A 20,569-nucleotide genomic window follows, 5' to 3' on the forward strand; every position below is an offset into this window, starting at 1 on the left:
TCGGGCTGTGCTGTCCGTCCTGCTCGTCACCTTCCCCTTCTTTGCTCTCGTGCTCTGTGGCTACCTCGCCGCACGGCGCGGCGTGCTGCCGCAACCTGCCATCCCGGGGCTCAACGCCTTCGTGCTGTACTTTGCGCTGCCGTGCATGTTGTACCGCTTTGGCGCCAGCACACCCATCCACCAACTGCTGGACCCGGCCGTGGCAGGCGTGTATGTGCTGTGTGCGCTGGTCATGGTGGGCGCCACGGTGGCGCTTACGCGCAACGCGCGCATCGGCTGGAACGACGCGGCCTTTGGTGCACTCGTCGCAGCCTTCCCGAACACGGGCTTCATGGGTGTGCCGCTGCTGGTGGCCCTGTTGGGTGCCCAGAGCGCGGGCCCGGCCATCGTCACCATCGTGGTGGACATGGTCATCACCAGTTCACTGTGTATTGCGCTCTCGCGCCTGGATGGGGCGGGCACCCACGGCGTGGGCGTGGCGCTGAAAAGTGCTTTCAGGGGCATGGCCACCAACCCCATGCCCTGGTCGATTGCGCTGGGCGCGCTCGCATCGGCGCTGCAGTTCAAGTTGCCGGGTCCGGTGGACAAGACCATCGCCATGCTGGCCGACGCGGCCTCGCCCGTCGCGCTGTTCACCATCGGCGCAGTGCTGGCCCGCTCGCAGATGAACCAGCACGAGCAGGTCCCTGCACGGGACTACGTGCCGGTGGCGCTGGCCAAGCTGCTGGTGCACCCGCTGCTGGTGTGGGGCGCAGGCACGGCAGCCATGGCGCTGGGCGTGCCGCTCACGCCCTTTGCGCTCACGGTGATGGTGCTGCTGGCGGCGTTGCCCAGCGCCAGCAACGTGTCGCTGCTGGCCGAGAAATTCGGCGCCAACAACGGACGGGTGGCGCGCATCATTCTGGTGTCCACTGCGCTGGCGTTTCTGAGCTTCTCCGCCGCCGTCGCGCTGCTGACCTGAGCCGCCAGGCTGCTGCGGTGCGGCGGTGTCAGGCCGCCGGGGGTGTCTTGCGCCCTACCAGATACTGCACTCCCAGCATGCCGTAGAACTCCGAGTGCGGCTCTTCGGCCGCCAGGTGAAAGACATCGCCCGCCTGGTACACACGTTCTGACGCCGCCGTGGCGATGCGGATATCACCCGACAGGATCAGCGCCTTGGCCTCGAACGGGTGGGTGTGGTCACCTAGCATGCCCCCGGCTTCGCGGGTCACGGTGACGGCGGGCTCAAAGCCTTCGCGGGCCAGTTCGTCTGCAAATTGTTCGGGGGTCATGGGGTCTCCTGCTGCGGTACGGGGCAGTGTAGGTGCAGGCTCTAAGCCAGAGCGGGGACTCGGACTATCAAAAATGATAGCTACCAGCGCATGATGCACTAGCGCTACCGCCGGATTTGCTTCGATTTTTCATGCGGGGCTCGCGCGCAGGCGTCGTCCAGACAATGTGGCCGTGCCGCTGTCGTGCCGCCGCCTTGGCCTGCCTGTCGTTGCCTTCCTGAGATGGCTGCCTTGAGAAAACGATACGAAAAAACATTCGACAGGGCATGCTTTTTGCGCCGACGATGCCACGTGGTCAATCCATGCCCACGAACGGACAACAACAGGAGATTCACTATGAGGAAGAGGAATATTGTGCTGTGGGCACTCACGCCCGTGGCCGTTGCGCTGGTGCTTTCGGGCTGCGGCAGCGGCTCGGACAACGACCTGGCCGTGGACAACAATGCCCAGAGCTGCTCGGTGGTGTCCAGCTCCGGCTCGGCCGTGGTGGTGGGGTCCGGCGTGGCGGGCGACCCGGCTGCGCCCGAGGCGGCATCGGGCTACCGCCTGGGCTACAAGGCCAAGCAATCGAGCAAGTACATGGTGGTGGCCAACACCCCGCTGGCTACCAAGGCCGGGTGTGACGTGCTCAAGGCCGGCGGCACTGCGGTGGACGCCGCCGTGGCCGTGCAGGCTGTGCTGGGCCTGGTGGAGCCGCAGTCCAGCACGCTGGCGGGCAGCGCCTTCATGATGTATTACGACGCAAACACCAAGAAGGTCGTGGCGTACGACGGCCGTGAAACCGCACCCGCAGCCGCCAACGGCTACTACCTGGTGCGCCAGGACCAGGGTGATGCCTCGTCCGCTGCGCCCGTGCCCAGCGCTCGGCGCAGTGGCCGCTCCATCGGTGTGCCGGGTGTGATGCGTATGCTGGACATGGCCCACAAGGAGCATGGCAAGCTGGGCTGGGAAAAGCTGTTTGACGAAGGCATCCAGCTGGCCACCAACGGCTACCGCATTCCCGGCCGCATGGGCGACGCGATCAAGGGCAACGCCGCCAGCCTGGCGCTGGACGCGAATGCGGTGTCCGCGTTCTTCAACGCCGACGGCACCCCCAAGGCCACCGGCACGGTGACGACCAACCTGCCCTACGCCCAGACACTGCGCACGTTGGCGAGCGGCGGTGCCAACGCGATGTACTCCGGCCCGCTGGCCGAGGCCATCGTGGCCAAGGCAGCCCAGGCGGTGGGCGATGATGCGGCCAAGACGCCCATCACCCCCAGCCTGATGACGGTGAACGACCTCAAGAACTACCAGGCCAAAAAGCGCGAGCCGGTGTGCACCACCTACCGCGCGAGCTACTACGTCTGCACCATGTCGCCGCCGTCGTCGGGCGGTATCGCCATTGCGCAGGCGCTGGGCATTCTGGAGAACTTCGACCTTTCCAAACACGGCCCCACGAATCCCACCAATGAAGGCGGCGTGCCGAGCGTGATGGGCGTGCACCTGGTATCCGAGGCAGAGCGCCTGGCCTATGCCGACCGTGACAAGTACGTGGCCGACACCGATTTCATCCCGCTGCCTGGCAAGGGCGTGTCCACCATGCTGGACAAGGCTTACCTGAAGCAGCGCGCGGCGCTGATCCAGCCGGATGGCAAGTCGCTGGGAACGGCGTCTGCGGGGGCACTGGGCGATGTGCCTTTAGGTGTGGACAAGACGGTGGAGCGCGGCACGACGCACTTCTCCATCGTGGATGCCTATGGCAACGTGGTCTCGATGACCTCCACGGTCGAATCCAGCATGGGCTCGTTCCACATGGTGGGCGGCTTTCTGCTGACCAACCAGCTCACCGACTTCTCGGCCCAGCCCGCTGACGGCGCCGGTGTGCCCATTGCCAATCGCGTGGCCCCCGGCAAGCGCCCCCGCAGCACCATGGCACCCACCTTGGTGTTCAAGGGCACAGAGCCGGGTGATTTCGTGATGGCGACGGGCTCGCCCGGCGGCGGCACCATCATCCAGTACGTGCTCAAGACCGTCGTCGGCGCGGTGGACTGGAACCTCGACGCCCAGCAGGCCACATCGCTGGTTAACTTTGGCGCCACCAACAGCCCCACCACCAACGTGGATGGTGCCAACACGGCGCTGGACCTCACCGGCCTGATCGACGGCCTCAAGGCCAAGGGCCACACGGTGAACAACGCCGCGCAGTCGAGCGGCGTGTCCACCATCATGCGGGTCAACCGCAACGGTCAGACCAAGCTGGAAGGCGGCGTGGACCCGCGACGTGAAGGCATCGTGCTGGGTGACGGCGCGCTGTAAACGGCGAACCACGCTCTGACGAGGCGGGGGCTGCGTTGAAGAGCGCAGCCCCCTTTGTTTTTGGCCGCTGCGACAGACTGCGGGTGCGCCTCAGATCGCCAGCGGGTCCACATCCACCAGCCAGCGGATCAGCCCCTTGTGCTCCGGCTGGCTGCGCGTGGCTTGCAATATCGGCTGCCATGCGGCCAGAAAGCGCTGCAGGGTGGTGCGGCTGCTGCTTTCCATCAGCATCTGGGCGCGCTCCACATTGGCAACGCGCTGGATCGTGAGCGGCACGGGCGGGAACAGGATCACCGTGCCGTCGGGCAAGCCTGGCAACTGCGCGGCGTGGGCGGCAGCGGTGGCCGCAGTCAGAAAGCCCTGCGCCACCTCCTGCGTGCGCGCATCGGCTCGCACCAGCGCCTGGTACGAGAACGGGGGCATGGCGGCCTCTTCGCGCTCCTTGAGCTGCTGGGCGGCAAAAGCTTCGTAGTCGTGCTTGCGCAGTGCCTCGAACACGGCGTGCTGGGGGTGAAAGCTCTGCACCCACATCTCGGGCTGCGTGCCATGCACCGCTTGTGCGGCCATGTAGGCGGCGTCGCGCCCGGCGCGGCCCGCTGCCTGCATCAGCAGTGCAAACAGCCGCTCGGCGGCGCGGAAGTCGCTGCTGAACAGTGCGCCGTCGGGCTGCACCGCAGCCACCAGCGTGATGCGCCGAAAGTCGTGCCCCTTGGCAATCATCTGCGTGCCCACCAGCACATCCACCTCGCCAGAATGCACCTGCGCCAGCTGGGCCTCCAGCGCGCCCTTGGCCTTGGTGGTGTCGGCGTCGATGCGGGCGATGCGGGCGGGCGTTCGGTCGGGTCGCAGCACCTCCCGCAGCAGCGTGCCGAGCTGTTCCTCGAGCTGCTCGGTGCCCTTGCCCATGGGGTGGATGTCGGGGCTGCCGCAGGTCGGGCAATGAAACGGCACACGCACCGTGTAGCCGCAGTGGTGGCAGCGCAGGGTGCGGTCGGTCTTGTGGAACACCTGGTGCGCGCTGCAGTGCGGGCAGTCGCTCTTCCAGCCGCAGTCCACACAGTGCAGCACGGGCGCGTAGCCCCGGCGGTTCAGCAAGATCATGCTCTGCTCGCCACGCGCCACGCGTTCGGTAATGGCCTGCAGCAGCGGCGCGCTGAACACGGTGCGGCGGGGCTGCTGGTTCATGTCCACCCGGCGCACACGGGCCAGGGCACCGGCGCCAATGCGGCTGGGCATGTGCAGCCGCACGTAGCGGCCGCCTTCTGGGTCTTCGGCCGTGGCTGGGCGGCTGGCGTACCAGCTCTCCAGCGACGGCGTGGCCGAGCCCAGGATCACCTTCGCGCCCTGCTCGCGTCCGCGCCAGATGGCCAGGTCGCGCGCGGAGTAGCGCGCGCCCTCCTGCTGCTTGTAGCTGGGGTCGTGCTCTTCATCCACCACGATGAGCTTCAGACCGGGCAGGCTGGCGAACACCGCCATGCGCGTTCCCAGCACGATGCGTGCGCTGCCGCTATGCGCGGCCAGCCAGCTGGCCAGGCGTTGCGGGTTGGTCATGCCGCTGTGCAGCGACGCCACGGCACCGGGGCCGAAGCGCGGAGCGAAGCGGCCTGCAAAGCGCTCTTCCAACTGGGGCGTGAGGTTGATCTCGGGCACCATCACCAGCGCCTGGGCGGTGGGGTCGGCCTCCAGCATCTCTTGCACGCAACGCAGATACACCTCGGTCTTGCCACTGCCGGTGCTGCCAAACAGCAGGAAAGGCCCTTTTTCTGAGGAAATTCGGGCCCTGGCGCTTTCTTGTTCTGCGCTGAGCGCTATGTTTTCAATAGTGCGTGAGGTATCTCCTGCGCCCTTGGCCGGGCGCCGCAGCCGCCGTGCCAACTGCTCGGGGCGCAGGTCGCGCAGTTGAGGGGGCAGGGCCGCCAGGGCCACCTCGCCCAAGGCGCGCTGATAGTAGCGTGCTGCAAACCCCACCAGACGGCGCCAGGACGCATCCAGGGGCACCACGCCCTCCAGCACACCTGCAATGGGACGCAGCGTGGCGCCATCGGGCAGCTCACCGGGGGCTTCGTCGGCGTCCCACACCACGCCCAGCACCTCGCGCGTGCCCAAGGGCACCCGCACCAGCGTACCCGGTGAGAGCGGGCGCTCACTGGCGTAGCTCAGAAGGTCGCCGACTCCGCTGTGTGATGGCGTCTGCAGGGCAACGTGGACGAGGGAGAGGGGCATAGACACGAGCTATGGAGGAGAAATAGGCTTAGTGCGCGTTGTGGATGTGATCTGGAGCTTTGGCGGCTAAGTGCTTGATTTGCCGTGGGTGTGTGAGTAATCCCGGATTTCTGTGGATAACTTTGTTGACATCCTGTCCCGACCCCCGCCCAAGCCGCATGAATGCTGGCTGCGAACAGATTGCCCGGAAATACAGCACTCCAAAAAAAACGTTATGAATCAATCATCTGAAGAAATTTGCCCCGGATTTTTGTGCTAAGCCAATTCAGCGTCTCCATGTTGCGCTGCATCACGTTTTGTGTGCATAAGTCGGACAGCAGGACTTCGTCAAGAGGACAGGTTGCCCCCTTTTTTGTGCTAGCGGCGTGAGCCCATGTTCATGCGTTTCTTCGATGTGGCCTGCAAGTGCTTGATTTGACAGGGGATTTGTAAGAAATTCAGAATTTCTGTGGATAACTTTGTTGATATCCCTTGGGTTTGCTCCGCAAGTCCTTGTCAATTCGTGCTTTGGCTGGATTGCCTGCCAAAAAAGCAGGGGATTTAACGCCATATAAATCAAACACTTAGCGTCGTGGCGAGGTTTGTTTGCAAGTTGCCGTACGAAGTCGCACCGGGTACGAGGATGCTCCAACTTTGTGCATAAGTGCGCTGGCGGGGACGCCGGATATGCTGCGAAATGCCCGGGGATTGTCGCAGGGCCTGGAGTGTCTGGCGTTCTTGGTGTTACAGCGGTCCATGTCGCTTTGCTTCAAGACGGCGCGGCGACTTGTGGCGACGATGCCGCCATGGCTACTTACTCTTCTTCCCCCATGGCAGATGCGCCCACCATGGAGCGCGACGGTTTTGTGCTGGCCCGGCTGGATGAGGTGGTGCAGGCGGCACGCACCGACAGCCTGTGGTTCATGACCTTCGGGCTTAGGGCCTGCTAACCCCTTTTTTGCCAGTGCGAAGGCCTCCCCCGCCACGCCAATCGAGGCGCGCGACGACGCCAAGGCCGGGGCCTTGACTAGGAGTGCAACGACGAGTGGCGTGGCGGGGGAGGCCTTCCCTTCGGGTTGCGAGGCAAACGGGCCACCCGCTGTGTTGCCAAGCCTCGCTGGGGCAGCACCCCAGCTTCGTTTGGCGCCTTGCGTCTGGCCCGCTTGCTTCGCAACGCATCTGGCAAAAATGGGGTTAGCAGGCCCTAACGTGCTGCGCGGTCGAGATGATGCATGCCGCCATGGCGCGCTACGACCTGGACCGGTTTGGCATCATCCCGCGCTCCAGCCCCCGCCATAGCGACCTGATGATCGTCGCCGGCACCCTGACCAACAAGATGGCGCCCGCCATCCGCAAGGTCCACGACCAGATGCCCGAGCCGCGCTACGTGATCTCCATGGGCTCATGCGCCAACGGCGGTGGCTACTACCACTACAGCTACTCGGTGGTGCGGGGTTGTGACCGCATCGTGCCCGTGGATGTGTATGTGCCCGGCTGCCCGCCCACGGCTGAGGCGCTGCTCTACGGCATCCTGCAGCTGCAGGCCAAGATCAAGCGGCCCCAGGTGATCCAGCGGTAATCGGCAGACCCCAGCGGGCGGCGGCTTCAACTGCGCCGCAGCAGCCAGTCCGCATCGTCGCCCGGCTGCTGGGTGTGGGCCTTCAGCGCTGCGGGGGGCTTTTCGAACAGGGCGCGCGCCTCGCGGCTGAAATGCGCCTGGTCGGCGTAGCCATGGCGCTGCGCGGCATCGAGGGCACCGGCGTTGCCGTCGCGCATGGCCAGCAGGGCATGTTCGGCGCGCAGCATGCGTTCGATCTCGCCAGGCCGCAGGCCCGCCAGCTGCCGGGTGCGGCGCTGCAGGTGCCGGGGTGTCCAGTCCAGCGCAGAGGCCAGGGCCTGGCGTGCGCCGCGCTGCCAGGCCTGGTGCAACGCCTGTAACCAGGCAGCATGCCGGTCGGCCACGGCCGCCCAGCGTGGGGTGAGGAAGTCCACGCACAGCGCCTGGCGCACCCCATGGTCGGGCGCCGCGTGGACGGCCGCGAGGAAAGGGTGCCAGGCTGTGGGCAGCCAGGTCGTTGCGTCCGTGACCCGGTCGGTCAGCGGCGCAAGGTCCTGCCCGGTGAGCAGCCCCAGCGCGCCGGGCTGGAACGCCAGGCAGAACGAATCACCATCACGGGAGGAGACCGAGTGGTACGGATGTCGGTGGGCGCCCGACAGCGTGATGGCCGGCATGGCCGCTGCGGCGGTCGCGCCCGCACATTCCACGAGCTGGGCCGTGCCCCGCGTGAGCCAGATGATGCCGGGATAGGGGCTGGGCGGCACGCGCGTGTCCGCTGGCGTGTGGGGCGGCTGGCGGCCCAGGTCGCGCCAGAAAAAGGCGCGCACGCAGTCTGCGAGCGCGCCGGGTGGGGATTGCTGGGCCGAGGCGGGCAGTGCCTGCGGGCCAGTGGGGGACTCCGCTGGCGGCGGTACGGGGTGTTCCGTTGCCATCACCTGGTCCCTGCGCGGTGTGCCGGGCGGTCTGGATGCCTCGCCCGGGGTGTCAGCCCTGGCGCTGCGCGCGCGAGTGGCTGTGCACAGCCTCCACCAATGCCGCCACATGCTCGGGCGGGGTGAACTGGCTGATGCCGTGGCCCAGGTTGAAGATGTGCGTGGGGCCGGTGGTGTTGCGGTCGGTGTGGGGCTTGCCAAAGCTGTCGAGCACGGCATGCACCTGGGTGACGATCTGCGCAGGCGGCGCAAACAGCACGTTGGGGTCGATGTTGCCCTGCAGCGCCTTGCCGGAGCCGCCCACCTTGCCGCCGACGATGGCGCGCGCCTTGCCCAGGTTGGCCGTCCAGTCCAGGCCCAGCACCTCGCAGTCGATGTCTTTCACGTCCTCCAGCCAGATGCCACCGCCTTTGGTGAAGACGATGCGCGGCACATCGGTGCCATCCACGCCGGTGCGCTTGAGCTGTGCCAGCACGCGCGTGGTGTAAGCCAGGCTGAACTCCTGGAAGGCACCGTCGGCCAGCACGCCGCCCCAGCTGTCAAAAATCATTACGGCCTGTGCGCCCGCGTCGATCTGGGCGTTGAGGTATGCGGCCACGCTGTCGGCATTGATGGCCAGGATGCGGTGCATCAGGTCGGGGCGCGCGTACATCAGGCTCTTGACCAGGCGGTAGTCGTCCGATCCCTTGCCCTCGACCATGTAGCAGGCCAGTGTCCAGGGGCTGCCCGAGAAGCCAATCAAAGGAACACGCCCATTGAGGGCCTTGCGGATGCTGGTGACGGCGTCGAACACGTAGCGCAGCTTTTCCATATCGGGCACGGCCAGTTCGGCCACGGCCGCTTCGTCGCGCACCACTTTGGCAAAGCGCGGGCCTTCGCCCTCGGCAAAGGACAGGCCCAGGCCCATGGCGTCGGGCACGGTCAGGATGTCACTGAACAGGATGGCGGCGTCGAGTGGGAAACGCTCCAGCGGCTGCAAGGTCACTTCGGTGGCGTACTGGACATTGGTAGCCAGGCCCATGAAGCTGCCCGCCTGGGCGCGCGTGGCCTTGTACTCCGGCAGATAGCGCCCCGCCTGGCGCATGAGCCACAGGGGCGTGTAGTCGGTGGCCTGGCGGCGGCAGGCACGCAGGAAGGTGTCGTTGGCAAGGGGGGCGAAGGTCATGGTGCGATTGTCGCAGGCAGACCGCCGGCCTCGGCACCCGATCCGGCTGCGGAAATTGACGCGCATCAAGCCGAAACCACGACGGGTCGGCTCAAGGGCATCTATCGCTCTGCAATGTAGTGCGACATCCGCACGACTTCGCCCGGCGCCAAAAACGCACGCACTTCGGTCTCCAGGGCCTGGTCGGCCATGGTGGCGCGGGCGCGCTGGTGCAAGTAGTCGGCCCAGGACTCGACGATGAAGCGCTCCACATAGCGCGATGGCTCGCCCAGGTCCTTGTAGATGCGCCAGAAGGTGGCGCCGTCGCGGCGGCGCGGGGCCTTCATGCGGCTGATGGTGTCGAGGAAGGCAGCATCGGTGCCGGGGGCGATGCGGTAGCCCACTTCCACGGCCACGGGCCCCGCTTCGGGCAGGGGCTCGGCCTCGATGAAGAGTTCGTCCCAGGGCGTGGCCTGGGTCACCTCGTGCAGCGCGCCCATGCGCAGCGGCATGGGGCGGGCCAGCAGCAGGCCCGCGCCCATCAGCGCGGCGGCCACACACAGGGTGGGCATGAGTCCGATCAGGTCCGAGGAGGCGCCCCAGAAAGCCGAGCCCATCGCAAACGCGCCCAGCGCCGCCACCATGTGCATGGCCACTGCGCGCGAGCGCACCCACTGCGGGGCGCTGGCCTGGGTGGCGGTGTTGAAGGTGGACATGGCCGACATCCAGGCAGCGCCCGCGAACAGCATGGCGATGTAGACCACCCAGGCAATGTGGGTCAGCGCCGCCACCAGCATGGCCGCCGCAAACACCACACCACCGGCGCCGACGATGGCCTCCAGTCCAAAGCGCGCGCGCAGCCGCCCCAGCACCAGGCCGACCGCCACGGCGCCCGTGCCCAGGCAGCCCATGAGCAGACCAAAACCCTGAGCACCTGTGCCGAGCTGGCGCTGCGCAATCACCGGCAGCAGCGCCCACAGGGCCGAGCCCGCTGCGCTGAAGGCCATCACGCGCACGAGTTGCGCGAGGATCATGCGCGAGTGCCAGGCAAAGCGCAGGCCGCTCAGGGTGCCGCCCCACAGGCGTTCGGCGGGCAGCTTGGAGGGCGGGTGTGCCTTGGGCGGCCAGCGGCGGATGGACTCCCACATCACCAGCGTGGTGGTCACCGTGACGGCAAAGACCCAGCCCGCGCCCAGCTGCGCAAACACCAGGCCCGCCATCGTGGGCCCCACAGCGCGCGCGGCGTTGTAGGCAATGCTCACGGCGGTGATGGCCTGGGGCCATTCGTCACGCGGCACGGGGTCGATGACCGACGAGTTCCACGCGGGTGTGAGCACTGCCGTGCAGCAGCCGCAGATGAACACCAGAAACAGCACCGACGCCGGGCCACTCCAGCCCCCCAGCGTCAGCAGCGTGAGCAAGGCGCACGCCCCGGCCTGCGCCAGCAGTGCGCCCGATATCAACCGGCGCCGGTCGGTCGTGTCTGCCAGCACGCCGGCAGGGAGGGCCAGCAAAAACATGGGCATGAACACCGCCGTCTGCACCAGGGCTGCCAGGAACGACGAACCCGTGAGTTCCACCATGAGCCAGGCCGCCGCCATGCTCTGCATGCCGCTGCCCACAAAAAAGATGCCGCCGCAAATCCACAGGCCCCGGAACGCGGGTTGGCGCAAGGGGCTCCACAAAGAGGTCGAGTGCTGGGACATGGAGGGTGGGCGTTGGGTGTGCGTGGGCCGTTGTGGGACGTGGGGGGCGCGGGTGCGCCGTGGGCGGGTGGCTCAGGGCGGGTTTGAGGATATCGCCGGTTCCCCGTTTTGGGGCAACTCCATTCTGCAAACCCCCTCAATCCACATGCCGCCCGCCCCGCAGCCGATAGGTGCGCGGCACGTCGGTGCGGGTGGCGACCAGCGTCTCTGCACGCTGCTGCATGTCGGCCAGGGTCTGGTCCAGCCCAGCCACCGCCTCGGCACCGAGGCCCGCCAGCAGCTCCTGGTTGAGCGCCTTGACCTGCGGAAACAGTTCGTCGTGCACCGTCTGGCCCGCCGCTGTGAGCGACAGCCGAGCCTGGCGCCGGTCGCCGGGCATGGCGTCGCGGGTGATGAGCTTCTTGGCCAGCAGCGAGGTAATGGCGCGCGAGGTGCGCGCCCGGTCCAACCCGAGGCGTTGGGCCAGCTCGGCCGGGGGCATGCCGGGGTGCTGCGCCAGCATCATCAACAGCCCCCACTCGCGGCGGGTGATGCCGTAGCCGCCTTCGCACAGCCGCACCACCAGGCTGCCCGCCACGGCGATCAGGCGGTTGAGGCGGTACATCAGCAGGTCGTTGGCGGCCTGCGGGTGGGCCAGCCGGTGGCCGGGCGCGGTGGGTGGGTTCGGGGCCGGGGCAGGCATCAGGGTATTTCCGGGCAATGATTGATTAGATCAATTGATTGTGTGGCCAATACAGTCCGGCCATCCACCCCCTGCGCGGCTGCGCAGGCCCTGCCATCGCCCCTGGAGATTTCGACCATGCGCAAACCCCTTGCTTTTGTGCTGACCGCCACACTTGCCCTGTGCGCCACCTTGGCCCAGGCGCAGGACACCCCGCTGCGCATCGTGGTGGGCTACGCCCCCGGCGGCGCGACCGACCGCGTGGCCCGCATCGTGGCCGACAAGCTGGGCAGCAAGCTCGGTACGCCCGTCATCGTGGAGAACAAGACCGGCGCGGGCGGCCGCCTGTCGGCCCAGGCTGTCAAAGCCGCGCCCGCCAACCAGCCCACGCTGCTGCTGGCCAATCCCGCCGTGATGCTGGTGGCACCCCTGGTGTTCCCCGATGCGGGCTACGACCCCGAGCGGGACTTCCGCCCTGTGAGCCATGTCAACAGCTACGAATTTGGCGTGGCTGTGGGCAGTGCCGTGCCGGTCAAGGAACTGCCTCACCTGATGGCGTGGCTGCGCGCCAACCCCGACAAGGCCAACTTCGGCGTGCCTGCCACGGGCAGCCTGCCGCACTTTTTTGGCCTGATGGTGGGCGACGCCGCCAAGGTGCGCGCCGAGGTGGTGGGCTACCGGGGCTCGGCGCCGCTGCTCAACGACCTGCTGGGCGGCCAGGTGCCCGTGGCGTTCGACACGTTTGACAGCCTGCTGCCCCAGCACGAGGCCGGCAAGATCCGCATCCTGGCCGTGTCGAGCGCCAAGCGCAGCCCGCTCGATGCAAAGATTCCCACCTTCAAGGAAAGCGGCATGGACCTGGCCGCCACTGGCTGGAACACCTTCTTTGCCCCGATGAGCATGCCCAAGGCCCAGGCCGAACGTTTGTCCGGTTTGATCGTGGAGGTGATGAAAGACCCGGACACGCAGCGCAAGTTCGAGACCGCCAAGATGGAGCCCGTGGTGGCGACCATGGCGCAAACCGAGGCCATGCTCAAGGCCTACCGCGCGCAATGGGCGCCGGTCGTGCAGCGCTCGGGCTTCAAACCATAGCAAGGAAGCCCCCCTGAGCGGCTGCGCCGCTTCCCCCGGAGGGGGACGGCGGCCTCGCTGCGGGGCGGCCCTTGCTTGCCGCCCCCGCCTCGGCCGCGCCTGTCGCGAAGACTGCGCGCCACTTTGAGTGAAACTGGATTTCGAGATGACCCTACCACCCCGCCCCAACATCATCTTCATCGTCGCCGACGACCTCGGCTATGCCGACCTGGGCTGCTACGGTGGGCGCGACGCGGCGTTTGGCCCCGTGTCGCCGGTGCTTGACCAGCTGGCGGCCAATGGCCTCAAGCTCACGCAGGGCTACTCCAACTCCCCCGTCTGCTCGCCCACGCGCTTTGCGCTGATGACGGGGCGCTACCAGTACCGCCTGCGCGGCGCTGCCGAGGAGCCCATCAACAGCAAGAGCCGGGGCAGCACCACCCTGGGCCTGCCGCCCGAGCACCCCACGCTGCCCTCGCTGCTGCGCGCATCGGGCTACCGCACGGCGCTGATGGGCAAGTGGCACCTGGGCTACCCGCCCGCGTTCGGGCCGCTGCGCTCGGGCTACGAGGAGTTCTTCGGCCCCATGTCGGGCGGGGTGGACTACTTCACCCACTGCAGCTCCAACGGCACGCACGACCTGTACCTGGGCGAAGAAGAAAAGCAGCAGGACGGCTACCTCACCGACCTCATCACGGACCACGCGCTCGACTACGTGCAGCGCATGGCGCCGGGCGCGCAGGCGGGCACGCCGTTCTTCCTGAGCCTGCACTACACCGCGCCCCACTGGCCGTGGGAGACGCGTGATGACGAGGCGCTGGCGCAGGAGGTCAAGGGCAACCTGTTTCATCTGCACGGCGGCAACATCGAGACCTACCGCCGCATGATCCACCACATGGACGAGGGCATCGGCCGCATCATGGCGCTGCTGGAGGCAAAGGGCCTGGCGCGCGACACGCTGGTGGTGTTCACCAGCGACAACGGTGGCGAGCGCTTCTCGGACAACTGGCCGCTGGTGGGCGGCAAGATGGACCTGACCGAAGGCGGCATCCGCGTGCCCTGGATTGCCCACTGGCCTGCGGTGATCGGCCCCGGCGGCGTGAGTGCGCAGACCTGCATGACCATGGACTGGTCGGCCACCATGCTCGACGCCGCAGGTGCCGCCGCGCATGCGGACTACCCACTGGACGGCCGCACGCTGATGCCGCTGCTGCGCGATGCCAATGTGATCGACGAGCCCCCGCTGTTCTGGCGCATGAACCACCGGGGCCAGCGCGCCATGCGCCAGGGCGTGTGGAAGTACCTGCAGGTGGATGGCAACGACTACCTGTTCAACTTGGCCGACGACGAACGCGAGCGCGCCAACCGCGCGCCTGTGGAGCCCGAACGCCTGCAGGCCATGCGCGCCGCGTGGGAGGCGTGGAATGTGTCCATGCCCGCCATTCCTGACGATGCCACGGTGAGCTTGGGGTATTCGGTCAAGGACATGCCGCAGCGCTGAGCCTGGCGGGCAGGCCGTCAGGGGAGTGGTTGGGCGGGCTTGCCCTGTTGCCTGCCCGGCCCGCTTGCCGGTAGATTGGGCGCCATGCCCGCCGCTCCCGCGCCTTCGTCCCCCGCTGCTCTGCGCCAGTGGACCACCGACGTGGTGGCGCCGCCCGCGCGCCTGGACTACTGGGTGGGCGCGATCTGCGAGGCGTTTCTGGAGATGGACTGCAGCTCCCGCGAGGCGCCGCTGTTTGGCGGGGAGCTGCAAAGCCTATCGGTGGAAACGCTGTCCATCAACCGCGTGCGGGCCTCCACCCAGGATGTGTTTCGCACACCCGCCGGCATTGCGCGCAGCCGCCAGCTGCCCTTCTACCTGATCGGCCAGGCCGAGACCGCCTGGCATGTGCGCCAGGATGGCCATCTGGCCCACCTGCGCCCGGGCGATGTGGTGCTGCTGGATTCGGCACGGCCTTACGAACTGCACTTTCCCGAAGGTGTGCACTGCGTGTCGCTGCAGCTGCCGCGCGCCTGGGTGGGCCAGTGGCTGCAGCAGGCCGAGGCGCCCGGCCCGCGCGTGGCCTGGCGCGACCAGGGCTGGGGCCAGAGCCTGGGGGCGCTGGCCGTGCAGCTGGCGCGTGACCCGTCCTCGGCGCAGGCCTTGCCGCCTGCGTTGCTGTCCGACCACCTGGGCGCGTTGTTGTGCGCTGCGCTGGAGCCACCCCAGCCACCCACCCCCACGGCGGCAGGCAGCCTGCATGCCCATCTGTGTGCGTTGCTGCGGGCGCGCATCGACCAGCCCAGCCTCTCGGCCCCGGCGCTGGCGCAGGAGGCGGGCGTGTCGCTGCGCACCCTGCACCGGGCGTTTGCGGCGCAGGGCCACACCTTTGCAGGCACCTTACGCGAACTGCGCCTGGCGCGGGCGGGCGAGTTGCTGCGCCGCCCCCAACTGGCCCATGTGGCCGTGGCCGAGATCGGGCGGCGCTGCGGCTTTGCCGACCCCTCGCATTTCGCACGCGCCTTCCAGCACGCCATGGGTATGTCGCCCGCGCAGTGGCGGCGCGGCGGCTGATTCCGTCTCCCCATCCTCCGAGTCGTTGTGGTTTCGCCTTGCCGTGCTGCACGGCGGTGGAGCTTTTGGCACACCCAACACAGACGGGTGGCACGCACAGGCCATTCAGCACCGCCCGGTGTTTCTAAGGTAGCGGCAGGGCGGATTGCCCGGTCCTGCAACACAACCCCAAGGAGACACACATGCCGGATACCTATGTCCTGGTCCATGGCGCATGGCACACCGGTGCCGAGATGGAAGCCACCGCCACGCACCTGCGGGCGCGCGGCCACACCGTGCACTGCCCCACGCTCGCGGGCAACAACCCCGGCGACAACCGCGCGGCCACGGGCCTGGCCGATGCGGTGGATTCGCTGGCGGCCTTCATCGACAGCCAGGGCCTGACCGACGTGCGGCTGGTGGGCCACAGCTATGGCGGCATGGTCATCAGCCACATGCCCGCGCGCCTGCCCGGGCGCATCCGCCGCCTGGTGTACTGGAACGCCTTCGTGCCGCAGCCGGGCGAGTGCCTGAACGACCTGGTGCCACCCCACTACCGCGCGCTGTTCGACCAGGTGGCAGCCAGCAACGGCAATGCCGTGATGCTGCCGTACCCCATCTGGCGCGAGGCCTTCATCAACGATGCCGACGAGGCCCTGGCGCAAAGCACCTATGCGCTGCTCAATCCCCACCCCTATCGCACCTTCACCGAACCGGCGCAGCTGCCCGTGCCGATGGCCGCGCTGGAGGTGGGCAAGAGCTACCTCAACGCGCAGCAGGACACCGCGCTGCCCCACAGCCTGCCGTGGCACCCGCGCCTGTCGGAGCGGCTGGGTTTGTTCCGCCTGGTGGAGTGCCAGGGCAGCCACGAACTGTGCTTTTCCGACCCGGCATCGGCGGCGCAGCACATCGAGCGGGCAGGGCGCGACTGACGGGGCCTGCGAGGGCATTGCGCCATCTTTTTGCGTCTTTTGGGCCCCAAGCGCCAGATCGGTATGTGCTGGTAGCTATTAATTCAATAGCATTCCGCCCTGGCCTGCCTCCAGCAGCCGCGTGAGCAGCGGGTGCATCACCTTGCGGGCGCTGTAGATCAGGTGGAACTGCTCCTGCACGTCGGGTGCGGTACCCACCTGCACCAGCCCGTGGGTCTGGGCCAGGTGCTCGCCCAGCGAGACCGGCGCGGGCATCACGCCCATGCCGGTGGCGGCAAAGGTGCTCAAGAGGGCGCTGTCTTCAAACTCCCCGGCAATGCGCGGGCGGATGCGCTCGCGCTCCAGCCAGTGGTCGATGCGGGCGCGCATCGCGGCGTGGTCGGTGGGCAGCAGCACGGGCACCACGGCCAGGCTGTGCGGGAAGTTGTTGGCCGCCGCCTCGGCCCACAGCGGGGGCGCATACCAGGCAATGGCGCTCGTGCCCAGCAGCTGGCTGGTGGTGCGCAGGGCGGGGTTGGGCGGCGCGGCGCGGTCGGCCAGCACGGCATCGAGCTTGTGCAGCGCCAGCTCGCCCAACAGGGGCTGGAACTCGCCCTCATGGCACAGCAGGCGCAGGTGCGGCTCGTCCAGCACGGGCGTCAGCAGCCGGTGCACGGCCAGCTTGGCAATGCCGTCGGAGATGCCCAGGTTCAGCCGCAACGTCTGGCCGCTGGCGGCCTCGCGCACGCGCACGGGCAGCAATTCGCCCAGCGCAAAAATGTGGTCGGCCTCATGCAGCGCGGCCACGCCTGCGTCGGTCAGCACCAGGTTGCGGCCCTCGGTGCGCAGCAGGCTCACGCCCAGCGACTTTTCCAGCTCGCGCACCTGGGCGCTGATGGTCTGCACGGCCATGTCCAGCCGCTCGGCGGCGCGGGCGATGCCGCCCTCCTTGGCCACCACCCAGAAGTAGAAAAGATGGCGGTAGTTGAAGCTCTGGCTCATGATCTCTTTGCGGTGGGGCCGTTAAAAAAGTCTTTGGTTCGTAAAAACCGAACCAATACTACTGTGATCACAGGTTTTAAAGAAGTACCCCAGCCCCTACAGTCCGGGGCTTGGGCGTCCGGCGTGCCTGGGCGTGTGAGGGCATCTTTGGAGAAACTCGATGGAAACAATCGGAACGTGGTGGATGTGGGCGGGATTTGCCGTCTTCGTGGTCATCGCCATAGGCGTGGACCTGCTGGTCATGGAGCGCCAGGGCGCGCACAAGGTCACCATGGGCGAGGCCGCGCGCTGGAGCCTGTTGTGGTTCTCGCTCGCCTTTGTGTTCGTGGCCATCCTGTGGTGGTACCTGGATAGCAGCCAGGGTCGCGAGATCGCCAACACGGTGTCCATGCAGTTCATCACCGGCTACCTGGTGGAGAAGAGCCTGTCGGTGGACAACATCTTCGTCTTCCTGATGCTGTTCAGTTACTTTGCCGTGCCGCCGCAATACCAAAAGCGCGCGCTCATCATCGGCATCATCGGCGCCATCGTGCTGCGCACGCTGCTCATCCTGGCAGGCGCCTGGCTGCTGGCCACCTTCCACTGGCTGTTGTATGTGTTCGGTGCGTTCCTGGTCGTCACGGGCGTGAAGATGTGGTTTGCCGCCGGGCAGGAGCCTGACATCGCCACCAACCCGGTGCTCAGGTTCCTGAAAAAGCGCATCCGCATCACCGACCAGTTCGATGGCGAAAAGCTCTCGACCCTGATCAACGGCGTCAAGCACTACACCCCGCTGTTCGTGGTGCTGATCCTGATCGGCACGACCGACATCATCTTTGCGGTGGACAGCATCCCGGCGATCTTCGCGATCACCAGCGACCCGTTCATCGTGCTCACGGCCAACATCTTTGCCATCCTGGGTCTGCGTGCGCTGTACTTCCTGCTGGCAGACCTGGCCGACCGTTTCCACCTGCTGGCCTACGGCCTGGCGCTGGTCCTGGTCTTCATCGGCGGCAAGATGTTGCTCATCGACTTTGTGAAGATTCCGATTGGCTATGCCTTGCTGGTCACGGCCACGCTGATCGCCGGGTCGATCTTCCTGTCGCTGCGCAATTCGGGCGAGGCGGCCAAGGGCGCCCCACCCGCACTGCCCCCCAAGGCCTGATCGCTGCCAAACCGGGAGACTTGAGTCATGGATCTGATCGAATCGGTGATGCTGTGCATGCTGTTGGGCCTGGTGGGAGCCACTGCGATGGCCTACCGCGCCGAGAACGAGCCGCGCGACGTGAACCTGCTGGTGGGCCTCACCGCCTTGTGGGGCGCCGGCACCGCAGTAGCCTTCGTCGCATGATGCAGCCGCTGTGTCGCCTGCGCCGCTGGCTGCGGGCCCTGGAACCCCGGGCCCGGCAACTGCTGGACCGCAGCTGGCTCGCGCAGTTCCAGCCCTGGCTGGAGCAGCGCGCGCTGTTCCGCTTTCAGCGCCAGCCGCTGGCGCGCGGGGTGGCGGCGGGCATGTTCTGCGGCCTGATCCCCGGGCCGCTGCAGATCCCGGGCACGCTGCTGGTGTGCGCCTGGCTGCGCGGCAACGTGGTGGCTGGGGGCGTGGCCACCTTCTATACCAACCCGCTCACCACCGTGCCGCTGTATGTGATGGCCTTCTACCTCGGGGCGCTGGTGATGCCCGGCGCGCAGACGCTGCCCGCCTGGAGCAGCGTGGCGCCTGGGGGTGAGTTCACGGTGCAGGCCCTGGGCACCTGGATGCAGGCGCTGGGCACGCCACTGCTGATCGGCCTGCCCACGCTGGGCCTGCTGCTGGCGGTGCTGGGCTATGTGACGGTGCAGCTGCTGTGGCTCGCACCCGCCTTGCACCGCAAGCGGAGGCTGGCGCGCAGCCGCTGAGCCCCGTATTCGGCCCGCAACGTGGGCTCCCCCGCAGGGGGATGGGGCGCAGCCGCTTGGGGGGTTAGTCGAGTTTTACGCCCACCTTGGTGATGACTCGCCCCCACTTCTCCCGCTCGGTGCGCGCAAAGCTGCCCATCTGGGCAGCGGTGCCGGGCATGGGCTCCACACCCAGGGCCTGCAGGCGCGCCTTGGTGCGCGTGTCGGCCAGGGCGGTCTGCAGCGCCTTGCTGAAGCTGGCCACCACATCGGCCGGTGCGCCCGTGGGTACCACCAGGCCCTGCCATGCAAAGCCCTCAAACCCCTGCAGACCTTGTTCGGAAATCGTGGGCACATCGGGCATGGTGGTCACCCGCTGCGGGCTGGCCACACCAATAGCGCGCACCTTGTTGCCCGCGAGGAACGGGTATACCGTGGCGCTGTCGATCCACATCGCAGGCACCTGGCCGCCGATCACGTCCTGGATGGCCGGGGCTGCGCCGCGATAGGGCACATGCGTGAGCTTGAGACCGCTCTGCTCGCGGAACAGCTCGCCCACGAGGTGGTGCGGGCTGCCCGGCCCCGCCGACGCCCAGTTCACGCCATCGGCCTGGCCCTTGGCCCAGGCCATGAACTCCTTGAGGTTCTTGGCCGGCACGCTGTTGGACACCACCAGGAACATCGGGAAGCGCACCAGCAGGCCCACGGGCTGGAAGTCCTTTTCGGCGTTGTAGGCCAGCTTGCTGAACAGGAACGGGTTGGCCGCCAGCGTGGCGAAGTCGGCCGAGAACATCAGGTTGCCGTAGTCCTTGTTGCGCGCGGCGTACTCTGCGGCGATGTTGGTGCCCGCGCCGGGCTTGTTGTTGATGATGATGGGGCGGCCCAGCGTGGCCGACATGGATTCGGCAATGGTGCGCGCCACGATGTCCGAGCCGCCGCCCGCCGCGTAGCCCACCACCCATTCGAGTGGCTTGGAATCCTGGGCGTGGGCCAGGGGCAGTGTGGTGGCCAGTGCCAGGCCCGCAAGGGTGGCGAGGAAATGTTTGCGCTGCATGGTGGTGTTGTCTCCGTGGTGGTCAAAGTTCAAGGCGGGTCGGACCCCGCGCCGTCTGCGCGGTGCTGAAGTGCCAGGTGAAAAGGTGCGGGCTAGGCTGCCACCGCGTGGGTGGGCACCACGGGCGTGATGGCCGGGGTGGTGCGCCGGTCGGCCGTGGGCACGGCACTGCCGCGCGCCAGTTGCAGCGCGTGCTGCAGCGTGGCCTGGTCGCCGATGTGGTTGGCCAGCAGCAGCACCAGGCGTGCGTTCATGGCGTGGCTCTCGGGCGTGGACAGGCCCTGGTGCGCGGCAATCAGCGCTTCATAGAAGTCGTCGCAGGCCTGCAGGTTCGGTTGGGTGTTCAGCATGGGCATGTTCCTTGTCGTC

Annotated in this window: 19 protein-coding genes and 1 pseudogene; 11 read left to right on the forward strand and 9 right to left on the reverse strand. The window is 67.4% G+C overall.

Annotated elements, in window-relative coordinates:
* Nucleotides 1–7 precede the first annotated feature (7 nt).
* Nucleotides 8–961, forward strand: a complete 954-nt coding sequence (locus ASC83_RS17795) for an AEC family transporter (RefSeq protein ID WP_056065542.1) — start codon at nucleotides 8–10, stop codon at nucleotides 959–961.
* Nucleotides 962–989: 28 nt separating this feature from the next.
* Here the strand turns inward: ASC83_RS17795 and ASC83_RS17800 are convergent, their stop codons facing one another.
* A complete protein-coding gene (locus tag ASC83_RS17800; RefSeq protein WP_056065545.1) occupies nucleotides 990–1,271 on the reverse strand; it encodes a cupin domain-containing protein in 282 nt (93 codons plus the stop codon).
* Nucleotides 1,272–1,607: 336 nt separating this feature from the next.
* On the opposite strand from ASC83_RS17800, the gene ASC83_RS17805 reads away from it, so the two are divergent.
* Nucleotides 1,608–3,569 (forward strand): gamma-glutamyltransferase family protein, encoded by a 1,962-nt coding sequence (locus ASC83_RS17805; protein ID WP_056065546.1) that lies wholly within the window; start codon nucleotides 1,608–1,610, stop codon nucleotides 3,567–3,569.
* A 90-nt stretch (nucleotides 3,570–3,659) separates the two neighbouring features.
* Here ASC83_RS17805 and priA read toward each other — a convergent pair whose 3' ends face one another.
* Entirely contained in the window at nucleotides 3,660–5,792 is a 2,133-nt protein-coding gene (priA, locus tag ASC83_RS17810) for a primosomal protein N' (protein WP_156379553.1), read from the reverse strand.
* Nucleotides 5,793–6,577: 785 nt separating this feature from the next.
* Here priA and ASC83_RS24020 point away from each other — a divergent pair.
* Entirely contained in the window at nucleotides 6,578–6,721 is a 144-nt protein-coding gene (locus tag ASC83_RS24020) for a hypothetical protein (protein WP_200938975.1), read from the forward strand.
* Nucleotides 6,722–6,975: 254 nt separating this feature from the next.
* A pseudogene (locus ASC83_RS17815) lies at nucleotides 6,976–7,350 on the forward strand (NADH-quinone oxidoreductase subunit B family protein); the annotation flags it as partial.
* Between the two features lie 26 nt (nucleotides 7,351–7,376).
* Here the strand turns inward: ASC83_RS17815 and ASC83_RS17820 are convergent.
* The 4 genes from ASC83_RS17820 to ASC83_RS17835 all read right to left on the reverse strand — a co-directional run bounded on the left by ASC83_RS17820 (nucleotide 7,377) and on the right by ASC83_RS17835 (nucleotide 11,793).
* Nucleotides 7,377–8,261, reverse strand: a complete 885-nt coding sequence (locus tag ASC83_RS17820) for a helix-turn-helix transcriptional regulator (RefSeq protein WP_056065552.1) — start codon at nucleotides 8,259–8,261, stop codon at nucleotides 7,377–7,379.
* A 52-nt stretch (nucleotides 8,262–8,313) separates the two neighbouring features.
* A complete protein-coding gene (gene hemE, locus ASC83_RS17825) occupies nucleotides 8,314–9,426 on the reverse strand; it encodes a uroporphyrinogen decarboxylase (RefSeq protein ID WP_056065555.1) in 1,113 nt (370 codons plus the stop codon).
* A gap of 101 nt (nucleotides 9,427–9,527) precedes the next feature.
* Nucleotides 9,528–11,111, reverse strand: a complete 1,584-nt coding sequence (locus ASC83_RS17830; RefSeq protein WP_056065558.1) for an MFS transporter — start codon at nucleotides 11,109–11,111, stop codon at nucleotides 9,528–9,530.
* 136 nt (nucleotides 11,112–11,247) lie between these two features.
* Entirely contained in the window at nucleotides 11,248–11,793 is a 546-nt protein-coding gene (locus tag ASC83_RS17835) for a MarR family winged helix-turn-helix transcriptional regulator (protein WP_056065560.1), read from the reverse strand.
* 117 nt (nucleotides 11,794–11,910) lie between these two features.
* On the opposite strand from ASC83_RS17835, the gene ASC83_RS17840 reads away from it, so the two are divergent.
* From ASC83_RS17840 to ASC83_RS17855, 4 genes are all read left to right on the forward strand, one after another.
* Nucleotides 11,911–12,864, forward strand: a complete 954-nt coding sequence (locus ASC83_RS17840) for a tripartite tricarboxylate transporter substrate-binding protein (protein ID WP_056065563.1) — start codon at nucleotides 11,911–11,913, stop codon at nucleotides 12,862–12,864.
* 145 nt (nucleotides 12,865–13,009) lie between these two features.
* On the forward strand, nucleotides 13,010–14,344 hold the full coding sequence (locus ASC83_RS17845; protein ID WP_056065566.1) for a sulfatase: 1,335 nt from the start codon (nucleotides 13,010–13,012) through the stop codon (nucleotides 14,342–14,344).
* 84 nt (nucleotides 14,345–14,428) lie between these two features.
* Nucleotides 14,429–15,397 carry a helix-turn-helix domain-containing protein gene (locus ASC83_RS17850; protein ID WP_056065569.1) on the forward strand — a complete coding sequence of 323 codons (969 nt, stop codon included), beginning with the start codon at nucleotides 14,429–14,431 and terminating at the stop codon, nucleotides 15,395–15,397.
* A 182-nt stretch (nucleotides 15,398–15,579) separates the two neighbouring features.
* Nucleotides 15,580–16,308: an alpha/beta fold hydrolase gene (locus ASC83_RS17855; protein ID WP_056065572.1), complete on the forward strand. Its 729-nt coding sequence runs from the start codon at nucleotides 15,580–15,582 to the stop codon at nucleotides 16,306–16,308.
* A 78-nt stretch (nucleotides 16,309–16,386) separates the two neighbouring features.
* Here the strand turns inward: ASC83_RS17855 and ASC83_RS17860 are convergent, their stop codons facing one another.
* Nucleotides 16,387–17,289, reverse strand: a complete 903-nt coding sequence (locus tag ASC83_RS17860; protein WP_056065575.1) for a LysR family transcriptional regulator — start codon at nucleotides 17,287–17,289, stop codon at nucleotides 16,387–16,389.
* Nucleotides 17,290–17,449: 160 nt separating this feature from the next.
* Here ASC83_RS17860 and ASC83_RS17865 point away from each other — a divergent pair, with 160 nt between their 5' ends.
* Genes ASC83_RS17865 through ASC83_RS17870 form a run of 3 tightly spaced genes read left to right on the forward strand, consistent with a single transcriptional unit; the run spans nucleotide 17,450 to nucleotide 19,167 of the window.
* The gene (locus ASC83_RS17865; protein ID WP_056065578.1) at nucleotides 17,450–18,433 is read left to right on the forward strand and encodes a TerC family protein; all 984 of its coding nucleotides are present in this window, start codon (nucleotides 17,450–17,452) and stop codon (nucleotides 18,431–18,433) included.
* A gap of 27 nt (nucleotides 18,434–18,460) precedes the next feature.
* Nucleotides 18,461–18,619 (forward strand): hypothetical protein, encoded by a 159-nt coding sequence (locus ASC83_RS24180; RefSeq protein WP_200938976.1) that lies wholly within the window; start codon nucleotides 18,461–18,463, stop codon nucleotides 18,617–18,619.
* Nucleotides 18,619–19,167 carry a DUF2062 domain-containing protein gene (locus tag ASC83_RS17870; protein WP_235509410.1) on the forward strand — a complete coding sequence of 183 codons (549 nt, stop codon included), beginning with the start codon at nucleotides 18,619–18,621 and terminating at the stop codon, nucleotides 19,165–19,167. The genes ASC83_RS24180 and ASC83_RS17870 overlap by 1 nt, the downstream gene beginning before the upstream one ends.
* Nucleotides 19,168–19,231: 64 nt before the next feature.
* On the opposite strand, the gene ASC83_RS17875 is transcribed toward ASC83_RS17870, so the two are convergent.
* A complete protein-coding gene (locus ASC83_RS17875) occupies nucleotides 19,232–20,200 on the reverse strand; it encodes a tripartite tricarboxylate transporter substrate binding protein (RefSeq protein WP_056065840.1) in 969 nt (322 codons plus the stop codon).
* A 92-nt stretch (nucleotides 20,201–20,292) separates the two neighbouring features.
* Nucleotides 20,293–20,550: a DUF2783 domain-containing protein gene (locus ASC83_RS17880; protein ID WP_015015947.1), complete on the reverse strand. Its 258-nt coding sequence runs from the start codon at nucleotides 20,548–20,550 to the stop codon at nucleotides 20,293–20,295.
* Between the last annotated feature and the right edge of the window lie 19 nt (nucleotides 20,551–20,569).

The sequence above is a fragment of the Acidovorax sp. Root402 genome, assembly GCF_001425125.1.
In the GTDB taxonomy this organism is placed as follows: domain Bacteria; phylum Pseudomonadota; class Gammaproteobacteria; order Burkholderiales; family Burkholderiaceae_C; genus Acidovorax; species Acidovorax delafieldii.